The sequence below is a fragment of the Paenibacillus sp. GCM10027629 genome, from assembly GCF_042676425.1.
Classification (GTDB): Bacteria; Bacillota; Bacilli; order Paenibacillales; family Paenibacillaceae; genus Paenibacillus_K; species Paenibacillus_K terrigena.
Genome location: NZ_JBHTGZ010000005.1, coordinates 404,071 through 418,466, shown reverse-complemented (window position 1 = coordinate 418,466; position 14,396 = coordinate 404,071). Strand labels below are relative to the sequence as shown.

Genomic DNA, 14,396 nt, shown 5'->3' with positions numbered 1-14,396 from the left:
TAACGTTATAAAAGAACAGTTCATTCAAACATCCTATTCAAATCCTTTAAACGCAAAAAAGCACACCCCTCAGCTTTCGCTGAATGAGGTGTGCTTCACACTCATTTACTATTTTGCCGCCTTAATCAACAACAACATAAACCTTATTCTTTGTAACCGGTTACTACACTCATCCAGCAAAGGGTATTTTTGCCCAATCCTCCGCTTCATTCAACCGAATACGAATAGGCTGGCGCATATGCTGCATAACAGCGTTCGAATCCCAATCCGATGCATCTATAATCAATACATCGACACTTCGATGCATCGTTAATCGCTTCACGATCGGAATCGTTAAATCGGTCGATTGATCATCAATAATCGTCAACCGTAACCTTCCGCCCCGCAGTCCTGCATACATCATGAGCGCTCTAATGACCCATTCAATCTGCAATTGATTTTGCTTGGTAACCAGCACATACTCCAATTCTCGTCCCGTAGCATCGAGACCACGTTTCTTATGCCAATGCCTTGCAACATGGACTGCCGCGACGGCCACAGCATAACATGCAATAATCAGACACAACGTTAGTAACATCGAGGCTCACCTCCCATAGTACACTATATGCGCTATGGAAGAAGCCGGTTCTTCGGACAAGAACTCATCTTTGATGCCATGTGGGGTTATCTTATGTACCTCGAATCACTCAACGGGACCCGAAGTGTTCTTCGAAGAAAGATCTTGCTTTACAACGTCACCCAGCCCTGTTTAATGGAATTAATAACCGCTTGTGTACGATCATCCACTTCCATCTTCTGCAGGATACTGCTCACGTGGTTCTTCACCGTCTTCTCGCTAATGAAGAGATATTCGCCAATCATCTTGTTGCTCTTACCCTCTGCCATCAAACGAAGCACCTCGGCCTCACGACGTGTCAATGGGTGATCATCCGATGCCATGAATTTAACCCCAGCTTCGCGAGCTACATCATTGCCATCGCTCATGACGCCGATTTCATCCAAATACGTCATCCGACGTAACTGTTGGATCAATTTCCCCGTCACCTTCGGATGAATGTAAGCATGGCCGATAATGACCGAGCGGATCGCTGTGATCAATGACTCAGCTTCCATATCTTTAAGCAAATACCCTGAGGCACCTTTACGCAGCGTCTCAAATACATAGCTCTCATCATCATGAATCGATAGAATTAACACTTTAATATCAGGGAACATCTCGCGTAATCGTTCGGTTGCAACAACACCATTCTCGATCGGCATATTAATATCCATTAATACCACTTCTGGCTTGGTATGATTACAGAATTCAAGGACTTGAATACCATCCCCACACTCACCGATCACCTCGAGGTCATCTTCCATGTTCAGAATTCTTTTGAGACCTTCACGAAAAAGCTGATGATCATCAGCTAATAAAATTTTAATTTTTGTCGTACCTGTTGTTTTCGTATCCATCCTGCAACTCCTCTCTACTGTTAGCATTCGTAGGGATGACGAATATGATCTTCGTTCCCACATTTTCGGTGGATTCGACATCCATCCTCCCCTCTAGTAATTCAACTCTCTCTTGCATTCCAATCAGACCAAAATGCGTATGCTTTTTCTGTTTCTCCGACAATAGATCTTTATTAAAGCCTTGACCATTGTCTTGGATCACAAGCTTAACCATTTGGGCTTGAAATGTAATATCAAGTGAAACGTAAGAAGCATGAGCATGTTTCATCGTGTTCGTAAATGCTTCCTGAACCAATCTGAATATGGCAGCTTCCATTCCTGAATTTAGACGAAGCTCTTTCCCTCTTACTTCAAAGGTCGTACGGATGCGAGTCTTCTCCTCAAAATCATGCACAAATTTACGCAGCGTCGGAATAAGTCCTAGATCATCCAGGGCCATAGGCCGCAAGTTAAAGATCACTTTGCGAATTTCTTCCAGACCGGAACGGATTTGTGATTTCAAATCTACTATTTCGTCCAATACCTGGGTAAAATCCTGCTTATGCATCATCCTTTCGACAATTTCCGTCCTAAGCACTAGATTTGCCAGCGACTGCGCAGGGCCATCATGAATTTCTCTAGCAATCCGCTTCCGCTCTTCCTCTTGCGCCACAATAATTTTGAGTCCGATGAGCTGACGGTTCTTCGCAGACTCGAGAATTCGGGTGACCTGATTCAGATCACCCGACAAATATTCCAGGACCACATTCATTTGAGAACCTATAGTTTCGGCCCGTTCGATCGATTTCTCCACATTACGTACACGTTTCTGCAGATCATCGCGGCGAGCACGGAGATATATTTCTTTTTCACGAAAAATCATGAGATCGAGTTGTATCTGTGTTGCCTTCTCATATGCAGCTTTAATATCGGCCTCGGTGTACCGTACAAAATCACGGCTAACTTCAGTCAGGCGAATCCGCGCCAGTCGATAATCTCGTTCAAGAATATCAACCCGATCAACGGTCTCCCCCGCTTCCTTCATGACATGTTGTAGCTCCTGATTGAGCGAACGCATCTCTGAACGCGCGTTATCCAGAATTTCAAAGATTTGATATTTGCTGCTCTCCATCACGCTAATCGCATTCTTTATGACACGATCGATCACATCAACTTGCTCCACAAAAGATCTACTCCATTTCTATCACAATGTCCAAGAAGTTAATAGTATCATACCACATCATTGTAATGTAATGGACTTGTTTTTGCCATCCCACTCGACTTTAAGGCCGATTTGCTCCGACACAAGACGTAATGGGACATAGGTACGATTTTTGTAGATGATCGGCGACACTTCCGAAGTATTGCGTTTTCCGTTGGCAATATAATCCTTTTGACCCACCCATAGTTCCATCATCCGATCAGCGCGTAGGACCATGACTTTTTTGATCGAAGATTCCCAGCGCGCACTGCCGCCAAACTCATCCAAGATGACTTTAACCGGCACATAAGTCACGTTATCCTTCACAAGAGGTGCAACTTCAATCTTCTTGTTCTTCCCATTCACGACTGCCGTCGTATTGCTTACCTTGAGCACAACGGTTGGAGTTGGTAAGGCTAAAGAGTCACTAGATGCAGGTGACTTGAACTGAATATTGTCAAAAGCAACCTCACCCGTTAACTGCCGCTCATCCTGTCCTTCCGGTACATTCACGACATAGACCCGCTTCAATTTCATAGAGCTGTTTAGCTTGAAAGAGCTGAGATCAATATTGAGCGTTTTCCATCCTGACCAGTCAATCGCTTTAGCTAGATCCACATAGATGGATTGATTATTCGCATCAACGAATTCTGCGCGCAGCCAGTTCAGACTGTTATCCCCCATCACATCGATACTCATCGAGCTTGGGCTGCCATCTAATGCTTTACCATTCTTGCCGTTCAATTCCGCATAGGCATACAATTTACCTGATGCCTTCGTCATATCGTATTGCAAATCGAGCACTTTGGACTTCTCGCGTCCAGTCACACCAGTCACAACCGCTGCGCTGCCTTGCACTTCCGCTGGAGAACCTGTGAACTGAATCGGATACTTCACAGTCTCGAAATCTTCCCACATTTGTGTCATTCCAGCTTGCAATGTCATCAATGTGCTAAAGCCATCATACCGCGCAATCGCATAACCGATTTTGGCATCTTTATTCACTTCATCGACCGTAATGGTATTGCCTTTGACAGAGCCTTTGAACCCAATGAACTCCCACTTCACGGATTCTGCTGGAAGCGACAACGTACGGCCATCGGTTAATTTCACCGTAATGTCTGTTACATTCTGAGTACCTGCTTCAAGTGTACCGACGGCGTTACTCAGATTCATTTCTGCCAGTTGGTTGCCACCAACCACTTCAACGTTCATGCTGGTCTTCGCATTCTGGGATTTCGCAATGACTTCCGTCTTCCCTGACTTCAGCGCTTTAAAATTCTGCCCTGTCCACTTCATCGCCTCCGATGAAGCACTCCAGTTCACAGCAAGATTAGATGTATCATATGGGTTGTAGTACGAATCATACCCTTTGAGTGCATACGTAGCTTCTTGACCGACGAATAGCGTGTTCTGCCCACTAACCATGAGACCCTTCAGCTCACCCTGAGGCGCTGTTGTATAGATCCCGAGACCGTTCACAACCCCTCGTTGCGTTTTACCATACTCTGTGTCGAACGTGAGCGAGGTATCTGTATCCCCAAGAGGTCTAGATACCATCGTCGTCGAGCCGCCACCGTCTAAGTTAACGGCTTTCCAGATGCCAATATCTTTCATGAAATTTTGCAGCTCTTTGAGCGTCATCCCAGAACTCGTTCCATTGTCTTGCACGGTCACGACATACGAGGTCTTCTTGTCTTGGGAATACCCTACAGCCGTACGCGCACGTGCGCTTCCGCCGCTAATTGAACTTGTACTCCGTGTAAAGGCAGATGGTCTCCCATTCTCGACGAGCAGCGTATGCCCACCGATCATCATTTGGAGCGTATTTGGATCGACTTTTTGCCCGTTCGATGACGCTACGAGGTTATAGTCTACCTGCAGCTTCTGACCAATCTGAACATGCTCACGAATGAAATTGGCTGCTTGTCCATGCGTACGCAGAATGTATCCATCGCCTGGGACCGGCATTTCAAGACGTGTGCCTTCTGAGATTTGCATCACGACGCCGTTCTGCACCAACACTTCGGTAGGCGTTGTCGATGGATCTGTCGGGCGACTCAGCGACTTCCAAGCACTTGTATAAACATACATGGCATTCGCATGACTGTAGGCTTTATTGGGTTCTGTCATGTAACTTGCTTTATTGATCCCAGCGAGAGGGAATACTGCGCCATCTGGTGCCGTCACTTGTCCTTCGAAAGTAAACAAATCAATCATTGGCTCCCGATTCGCTGTTAACGCAAAAGCATACATCCCCGATAGCTGTGATGGACTCGCCATGAGATCATTATTTGATACTTGCGCACCCATCGGAGCACGATCCGCACCCGATCCGGTCTGGAAATAATCCCCGTTCACCCCAGCGACTGCCCCCGTCTCCTTTGCCATGCCGCCTACCGATTGTGTCGTTGTGAACTGACCATTCTGTCCCGTCATAACGTCCATTTTGACATTGGGATTCGTAAGATCTACTTCAATCACATTCACTTTCGCCGTTACGTTCTTATTCGAACGCATCCCTGACCATTGGTATTCGACCATCTTCGCACCAGAAGTGATCATTCCGGATTGAACCTGGACGATATGATCGTTTATTTTCTTACTTGTTGCTGAGATCGCATTATTACTAGAGCTAGAAGCCCCATAGACACTACTATCCGCCCAAATAGGCTGCAAGAGCAGCGCACCCGCAACCGTTAATATAAACACTTTCTTCCCAATCACGTATACGCCTCTGCGCACCGTGTTATTGCTGTTCTGCATCATGTTTCGTAGCTCTCCTATTCATCCCATTGTCTGTCAAAATCATCTGCCATTATTCGATATATTCTTCTATTTCGAGATTACTCTATTATAATAGACTCTTTTTTCGCCAAAAAGTTACGTCATTTCCTAGGAAATGAGCCAAATAGCCCAAAAAACCGCCGAAATCTCTCTCGGCGGTTCTCAATCTAGCTCTATTTCAATGTTTTGCTAGTTTAAATATTGGATCGATTGCATCATACGTTTCAACATCACGACAGCTTGCGCACGCGTTGCATTTCCTTGCGGATTGAACGTATTTGCTGTCATTCCTGTGATAATCTCGGATTGCAGTGCCTTCGCTACGGAGATCTGAGCACTCTTATTAATCTTGCCGCGGTCCGAGAACTTCTTCAGAAGCGCACTAGAATCTGTATCCAGTACAACCCCTTTGCCGACATGGTCCATCGCACGTACAACCATCAATGCCATTTGCTCGCGCGTAATTAAGTTATTCGGCTTAAATGTCCCGTCCGTATTCCCTTGAATAATTCCGGCTTTGGATGCAGCGCCAATATAGGCACCTTCCATCGTATTCGATGATACATCCTTAAATCTCGCAGCAGATGCTTTATCGCCAGACAATCCAAGCGCTCTCGCCACGAATACGGCAAACTCCGCACGTGTGATCGAAGCGTTCGGCACAAATGCCGTACTCGAACGTCCTTCTACAACGAACTTCGAGGCAAGCTGCGTAATATCTGCTTTCGCCCAGTGGCTCTGTACGTCAGCATAGTACGCGTTGTTGCTTACGATCCGATACATGTCGTTGCTAGGGCCGGTGAAGGTCGCGTAGGTAGCGGATGAATCTTTGCCGAAGATCGTAGGGACGTAGCTTAGCTTGCCTGCACCCAGATCGTAACGAACCGTTGCCGTCTGATCTTCATTCACCTGCTGTTTTAATTTCATCGTGTGCTGCATTAAGATTTGCAAATCCAACACTTTTGGCGATGGATTACTAACCAAACCGGATATTCTGAAGTCATAAGGATCCGAGATCGCTTGAGCCCCGGTTCTGCTCATTTCGGAGACCAACGGAATCATGGTCCCACTCGTTTCTTGCTTTTCAATCTGGAGCAGTAACGAAATATTACTTGTTGTTGTGCCAAAGTTCCGTGTAATTTCGCCAAACTTCGCGTTATTTAACGGCAACGTGTACATCATGTCACCATGACGGATGGACATATACGTATTTTTATTCTGAACGAATGCATCCTCTAAGGCCTGAAGCGGTATGAGCACCGATGCTGCACGTTCCGTCGCAGGTACGTCGAATGTAACCATCTTATTCATTGAACGGTCTTGTGAAATCACATAAACGAATGCCTCTTTAAGCTTATCTTTATCGATCGAATAACGATTAATCGTTTTTCCTAAACGCGAACGGTCTGAGCTTGTTTTTGCATTTTCTGGCTTTAAGATGTTCAGCCCCGTAGCTACCGGATTATAACTTTGCTCCGTTGTAAGCAAATTCGAACCTGATGTAGATGAGCCCGTCTGATTCGTAACCGTCGTGTTCGTAAATGCCTTCATTTCGTTCCCATTGCTATCCTTCAGTGGGTAGTATCCCGGCGTATAGCTCACCGTTACAGTTTGCCCTGCGGTCACAGGGGTCACCAATCGAATCGAAATGGTGTCGCCAGTACTATTTAATGTTACGGATTGAAGACTGACATTATTGTTGTTTACCTTCACAGAGAACTGCGAGGAACTTAAACTCGAAGCTGTCGTTACCTTCTCGGATAAATTCAAAGTCAGTGTATCCCCGCTAACGGTTGCTGTCTTCACGTAAGGAATATCTGTATCCAGCGAAATGCCGACCTTCACGAGGTTGAATGCAGGTGCATAGTTACCGTTCAAGTCACGAAGTCTAGGATCTCCTGGTGCATAAGATACCGTAACGGCTTGTCCGTTCGCCACGCTGGATGCAAGCGTCAATTCGACGATGTTTTGATTAATCGTAATCGCTGTAACGTAACGCGGCTTGTCATCGACTAATACTGAGAAGTGACTCTTCATTGGAATATATGTGCTATCTAGACCCTCATTGTAATTTAGGATCAATTTCGTACCGGATACGCTCGTCGATTCTAAGACGGGAGCCACGTTATCATTATAGTTACGAATGAAGAAGTCTGAAAACGAACTCATAGGTGTACCATAGTAGCTTTTTAATGGATAAGAACCTGGCGAGTAACTCACTTTAACAACATCGCCATTACTTACCGTACTGTCTAGCGTCAGACTTATACTAGTGCTGTTATAGGTCGTATTGCTGCTGATACTCTTTGTACTGCCATTGGCTGTTATCGTAAATTGCGTGTAAGCGGATGATGAAAGGTTATGCACGGAATCACTAAACGTCAAGTTCACCGTACGCCCGGAAATGTAACCACTCGTAACCTTTGGTAACGTCGTCTCGACCGTATTCTGCACAACTTGATTATAGAAGCTACTTGCTTTATTTCTTGCTAAATCTTGAATTGGTCTTACCCCAGGTGAATAAGTCACCTTAATATATTGACCTACGGCAACGCCGCTCTGCAAGTATACATATACACGGTCTCCACTTACACTAACGCTGGATACGCCTCGACTCTCGTCATTTACACTTACTGTAAAATTTGATGTATAAGGCTCTGAGTTCTGATCTAAATATTCATTATATTGTAGGACGATGGCATTATTGTTATACATTTTTATCGATTGTAGCACTGGTGCTGTATTATCCTGAATTGTCGTTGTGAATGTCCAATAACTTGTACCCCATTTAGCGTCATTCGGATTACCTGCCAAGTCCCTCACAAAATCAGCTGGTATATCAATCGCATAGGTCGTACTGAACGCCAAGTTAGACTGAGGAGTAATGGTCACTGTCCGGCGATCGGAACTTAACGATGTACGTCCTGTAATTGTGTTTGTATTCGTATTAATTGGACGCAGCGATATAGAACTGGTGTTCAATTGAACTTCTTCACTAAAAGTTAATGAAATTGTTGCTCCGATTGCTACATTACTTGATCCATCTGTAGGTGTTTGGCTTATGACATAAGGCTTCGTCGTATCCGTAGCTACACGGAATGTCCAAGTTGAGGAACTCAAAATGCCTGCGAATGGGTTATACGCTTGATCCGTGAATGCACCTGCATCGATTAATACGTAATAACTAGTGTTGCTGTTCAGAGCACCACTTGTTGGGTTAATCCGGATGACTGTTGAGCCTCCGCCAGTCACTTGCAATGAATTGACAGAGATCGTATCCACAGGCTGCTTGCTAGCGTTGTAAATTTTAATATTCCCGCTACCTGGGTAAACGACTTCATTAAAGGTTAGCGATAATGTCGAAGCGGCCGAAACATTTGTGCCGTTTGAAGGTGAATAGCTCGTTACGACCGGAGGAGTATTATCTACCGTTCTCACCGTATTAAACGACCATGATGTCCCTGTTAATCCTCCAAATGGGAGATCACCACCATCGGTCGTGTTCTGGATTGCTCCCGGATCGATCGTAACGTAATATCTTTTATTTGCTACTAATGTATTATTCGATATGGATACAACATTCCTACTAATACTTACAGTGCCCGATGTAACATCAATCCTTTGATATACACTGTTATCGGACTGATCTGCGATTGTTATATTTCCGCTGTTGCCTTTCGTAACAGGCTGATCAAACACAATATCCAATCGCGTATTTACACTAACTTCTGATGCATTATGTGCGGGTATCGTATTCAAGATTTGTGGAGCAGAATAAACTGCGTTCGTAACACTCGCTACCTTTACCGCAGACTTGCTCCCTGCTTTCCCTTGGCTCCCGGCTGCCGACACAGGTAACAGTCCAATGACCAACTGTAGCACCATCACACAAGCCAACCATAAAGATACTTTCTTTCTCATTTCATCCGCTCCCCTATGTATTGTTCCATTGATCACGCTAATTCGCATGTGATTGTATGTAAAAATGATGGCCTTATTCCTATGCATGAAAGTTCTTCATATCATAAAATAGACACTCGTAACTATATTTTCGGTAATTTCGTCGAATTAGTTTAGTCCTGGCGGTCTGTTCCTTCGAAAAAACACAAAAAGCCCCTGCGTGCAAGCACACAAGGGCATGTTCTTCATCCCATTAGGGTATTCGATTAAGCATTCGCTTGTTCTTTTAACAATTCCGCTTTGTCAACGCGTTCCCACGGAAGATCTACATCGGTACGGCCGAAGTGACCATATGCTGCAGTCTGACGATAGATCGGCTTGCGAAGATCCAACATTTTGATAATGCCTGCTGGACGAAGATCGAAGTTGTTCTGTATCAGCTCAACCAATTTCTCTTCACTTACTTTACCTGTTCCATACGTATCAACATTAATGGATACCGGTGTAGCTACACCAATCGCGTAAGCAAGTTGGATTTCACATTTATCTGCAAGGCCTGCTGCAACCAAGTTCTTCGCTACGTAGCGCGCTGCATAAGCTGCGGAACGGTCAACTTTCGTAGGATCCTTACCGGAGAATGCGCCGCCGCCATGACGAGCATAACCGCCGTACGTATCCACGATAATTTTACGTCCTGTAAGACCTGCATCCCCTTGTGGTCCGCCGATAACGAAGCGTCCTGTTGGGTTAATGAAGTATTTTGTCTTGTCATCGAGCAATTCTGCTGGAACGACAGGCAAAATAACTTGTTCTTTAATGTCTTTTTGGATTTGCTCCAAAGTGACTTCCTCTGCGTGCTGTGTCGATACAACGATTGTATCTACACGTACAGGTTTACCATCAACATACTCAATCGTAACTTGCGTTTTGCCATCAGGACGAAGGTAGTCCAATGTACCATCCTTACGCACTTCGGACAACCGACGAGCGATACGGTGGGACAATGCAATTGGTAATGGCATCAATTCAGGTGTCTCGTTCGCTGCAAAACCAAACATCAAACCTTGGTCACCTGCACCGATACTTGCCGTCTCTTGGTCCATTTGAGCGGGGTCACGGTCCTCAAGCGCTGCGTTAACGCCTTGAGCGATGTCTGCCGACTGCTCATTTAGGGAAGTCAGAACGGCACATGTATTATAATCAAAGCCATATTTCGCACGTGTATACCCAATTTCCTTAATCGTATTACGTACGATGGCTGGGATGTCCACATATTCCGATTTGGTGCTGATTTCTCCAATAACAAGCACAAGGCCTGTTGCAACAGAAACTTCACACGCTACCCGAGCGTTCGGGTCATTTGTTAGAAAAGCATCCAGTACCGCATCCGAAATTTGATCGCAAATTTTGTCCGGATGTCCCTCGGTAACCGACTCTGAAGTAAATAAGCGTCGTCCATTTAAAGACATCAGTTTTCAACCTCCAACTCAATAATATTATTATGGCATTAATCTATAATACCTACACATAAAAAGGACCTTTCCCGGTTGGAAAAGGTTGTATTACATCCTTCGACAAAAATATTACTTCATTTGGACTACAATGTCAACGAATGAATAATGTAAGATCATGCCAGTATACTATGGTTATCCTTGAAGTAATGTGCGTTGTGCTTCCTGAATTAATCTCCGGGTAATTCCGCCGCCGACGAATCCTACATCCCTCGACGACAGGTGTCCCCAATCATCCTTCGTTGCATAAGCTTGGCCACCCATCTGATCGCCTAATTCTCCTGCAAATTCAGAAGAAAAATCACTTGAACGACTCTGCGGGTTGTCCACGCTTAATCCTAATTCAGCAGCAATCTCATACTTCATTTGATACAACGCATCACGGCTGGCTGGTACCAGTTTACGATTTCGGCTTGACATTGAAGCTACACCTCCGTAGTGGATTCAGTTGCAGCTTTAGTATGCCTCACTTATTTAATATCGTATCCGCCACGTACCATTACGGTAAGACCATTTTTCTGCTTCGCATCTGGCATCACACCGCGTCCATCCCGCGGAAACAGCAGCAAATGATTGTTCACAACGTCTTGCTCATTGGAAATATCTTTACCATCCGTCAGGTCAGATATTCCATTCGCATCTGGGCTATATACCACAGCTTTACCAGCCCGTACAATAAATTCCGTTCCAGCCTTTGCAATAAGCTTCTCTCCGCTCTTAATCGTCACGACCTTCAACTCACTGCTTTCGGCGTTCTTATCCGGGTTTTTACCTGCTCCACCCGTCTGCTTCGCTAGCTCGGCCACTACAAGTTTCTGGACCTGCTCATCGACGTAACTCTTAGTAACGACCGGATCGTCCACTGAGCCCGGTTGGGAGCCACTGACTGTGGCTCCATCGGCGCTGGTTGAGATTACACTGCCTAGCATGAGAACTCCTGCAAGTACTACGATACTTAGAGTCGAATATTTTTGTAGTTTGTTCATTAGAATCTCCTAATCTTGGTTTCTATTAAGGTTTTGCGTACTATAATAGTAACCTTGCGATGCGATTAATACCTTTTCACCTTGGAACTGATCATAAATATTGATCTTGAAAGAACCAGATTTTAGATTAGTAAATACTTCACTATCAAAACTAACCGCTCCGCTTAAATTAGTTCCAACTTTTATTTCCCCAGATTCTAATGTAAGCTCTTTGCTGATCAACTTACCAGTTGATGTGTCTTGCAGTTCCATCACGACTTTATGTCCGTATTCACCCATTTCGTAATCTTGGTTTCTGGACAAGTCATAATCGAAATCTACTCTTACGGATGATGTACCTGATAATGAACCTGCCAAATTCTTAATTGATAGCTTGTAAGGGAACAAATCAAGATCCATAAGGTTAATTTTTGATTCAATCTTCTTCTGGCTTAATTCAAATTTCACTGCATTTACATATCCTGTAGCATCACCTTTTGGTGGTGTCATCTTATCGTCAGACACACCTTCTCCGATAATTAGCTTCAACTTGCTACTATCAACACTTCTAGGCAACTTCGTCCACAACATAACTATATTTCTACCATCAGGACTTGTAGAATGATCTACTTGGCTAACAGAGGCTTTATAGTATTGGTTGTTGTCTGTTGCATAGAAACCAACGATGTGAGATAGATCTGCTTGTCTATCTTCGATATTTTTCATTTCTAGCTCAGTATAGATAATGTTGGAGCCAGTTCCAGGGTAAATAATTGTACGACGCTCAATGATTTCTGATCTCTTCCCTGCTGTATCAACCGTATAGATCTTACCATTCTCTATCGTCGGGATTTTGCTGATTGATCCTGTGTTAGATAATTGAATTAAATCATTTGAGTTCTCTCCAAGTTTCTCACTCAACAAAATTTGCAATTGATTAAAGGTTAAATCATATGGAACCTTCGTTGAGAGGTATAGATCCAATTCTTTCCCTGGTCCTACAAGTAAACTACTATTACTTTGCACTATTTTTGAACTGTCTGTGTTTTGAATTCCATCAATTTTAAATAAGCCTTCAATTTTCGGAATTTCTATCGATTTAACTAGGCTATCATTTTTAATTTTGATCTTAGCAGTAATCATATCACCATCCGACCAAGGCAATCTCTGAATGGAGCTCAATTTCAGACTAAAGTTACCTTTAGCATTTTGAATATAATAACTGGAGCCAACAGAAGTTTGATTTGCCTCTACTTCAGGTACACTGAATATCGCTACCGGATAACTAATCGCATCCTTCTGAGCTGGGTCCGTTGGTTGGTTCATGAATAACTTCAAATTCTTGAACTGCATGTAAGAAGGAAGGCTTACATTTAATCGAATATTCACTTCCTCTTGTGGTTTCAGAATAACATTATCTAACGCTTTTGTGGTCAGTGGGAGTGTGTAACCCTCACCTGTATGGACAACAAAGTTGTATTTTGGAATCGTGACTGTTTGAGCACTTGAATTCTTAATATTTAGGCTAATCGTTGCTTGAGATTCCGAGTTGCTCTGATTGAGCCATACATCAGAAATCTTAGATACGACAGTACTATTTCCGATCTTAACTTTCTTTTCTTCCTCATTACCTTGGTTCGTATTCTTCGTTTGATTTGGAAGCTGGAAGGTTGCTACAGCAATCGTAGAATTTACTCCTTTTTCCGTTGAATCATCTTGTAGAAACTGTAGTTGTAATTTATCTGTTTTTGCAGTTGCAGGAATGACAGCAATTAGATTTAAGGTTTTGCTATCCTTCGGCTGAATTTTGAAATCTGTTCCGGTCGTATCTACCTGTAAGGGATAATTGCCACCATCCTGTGTTTTCACTACAAACTTGTATTTAGGATCTTCGAGGACCTTTATTCCCGTATTTTTTAATCTCAAAGAAACATTTACATAATAGTGGTTATCAGACTTGTACATAAATGACTGATCTATGATTGCATTAACAGAGACATCATTTATTTTCATTGATTTTGCTTTTCCGGATGGAGTTTCAGTGTTGTAAGCAGTAGGGACATTAAAAACACCAAGTTTTCTTTCGTAGTTCGCTGCACTAAAATCCCATTTCACCATTTCAATATTCAGATCACTTATCTTCGAGACATTGCCGACTTTAGAGTAATATGTAATACTCACTTCAGATTGCGGAGCAATCTTCTTCTTATCTTTATCCTTTGTCATCAGATTACTTGAAAAAGATGTTCCTGTTTTAGTTTTCACTCTTGTCCAAAAATCAATTAATGATAATTCCTTATTGTCCCCATTCTTATAAGTCAATGTGTAAGATAGCACATTTCCGTCATCTTGAGTTAATAAGTTTATATCGGTTAAACGTACTGAACTTTTTGCAGAGATACTCACTGGTTTTAAATTAGCAATCGTTTTTATTACTTGTGATTGTTGTTGATTCGCTTTTGCAGCATCTATTACGGATATTGCTGTAAATGATTGGCTCATCATAACTACAACTGCTAAAGTAATAGCCAACTTTCTATGCCTTTTCAATTATTTCTCCTCCTTCAATCATGAAAACTTCTAATACCTTCTATATTA

At 43.4% G+C, this 14,396-nt stretch carries 9 protein-coding genes; all 9 read right to left on the bottom strand.

Going from position 1 to position 14,396, the window contains the following annotated elements:
• Positions 1 to 169 precede the first annotated feature (169 nt).
• Positions 170 to 577 (bottom strand): hypothetical protein, encoded by a 408-nt coding sequence (locus ACFQZR_RS07830; RefSeq protein WP_379344548.1) that lies wholly within the window; start codon positions 575 to 577, stop codon positions 170 to 172.
• Between the two features lie 149 nt (positions 578 to 726).
• A complete protein-coding gene (locus ACFQZR_RS07825) occupies positions 727 to 1,455 on the bottom strand; it encodes a response regulator (RefSeq protein WP_018754742.1) in 729 nt (242 codons plus the stop codon).
• Positions 1,421 to 2,617, bottom strand: a complete 1,197-nt coding sequence (locus tag ACFQZR_RS07820) for a sensor histidine kinase (protein ID WP_379344545.1) — start codon at positions 2,615 to 2,617, stop codon at positions 1,421 to 1,423. Before ACFQZR_RS07820 ends, ACFQZR_RS07825 begins: the two co-directional genes overlap by 35 nt.
• A gap of 57 nt (positions 2,618 to 2,674) precedes the next feature.
• On the bottom strand, positions 2,675 to 5,404 hold the full coding sequence (locus ACFQZR_RS07815; protein WP_379344543.1) for a stalk domain-containing protein: 2,730 nt from the start codon (positions 5,402 to 5,404) through the stop codon (positions 2,675 to 2,677).
• 207 nt (positions 5,405 to 5,611) lie between these two features.
• Positions 5,612 to 9,343, bottom strand: coding sequence for an Ig-like domain-containing protein (locus tag ACFQZR_RS07810; protein WP_379344541.1), 3,732 nt, complete (start codon positions 9,341 to 9,343; stop codon positions 5,612 to 5,614).
• Positions 9,344 to 9,588: 245 nt separating this feature from the next.
• Complete coding sequence (gene metK, locus ACFQZR_RS07805; RefSeq protein WP_018754738.1) at positions 9,589 to 10,791, bottom strand: methionine adenosyltransferase; 1,203 nt, start codon at positions 10,789 to 10,791, stop codon at positions 9,589 to 9,591.
• 177 nt (positions 10,792 to 10,968) lie between these two features.
• Positions 10,969 to 11,253, bottom strand: a complete 285-nt coding sequence (locus tag ACFQZR_RS07800) for an alpha/beta-type small acid-soluble spore protein (protein WP_379344538.1) — start codon at positions 11,251 to 11,253, stop codon at positions 10,969 to 10,971.
• Positions 11,254 to 11,303: 50 nt separating this feature from the next.
• Positions 11,304 to 11,819, bottom strand: coding sequence for a hypothetical protein (locus tag ACFQZR_RS07795; RefSeq protein WP_379344536.1), 516 nt, complete (start codon positions 11,817 to 11,819; stop codon positions 11,304 to 11,306).
• A gap of 9 nt (positions 11,820 to 11,828) precedes the next feature.
• Positions 11,829 to 14,348: a hypothetical protein gene (locus tag ACFQZR_RS07790; RefSeq protein WP_379344534.1), complete on the bottom strand. Its 2,520-nt coding sequence runs from the start codon at positions 14,346 to 14,348 to the stop codon at positions 11,829 to 11,831.
• Between the last annotated feature and the right edge of the window lie 48 nt (positions 14,349 to 14,396).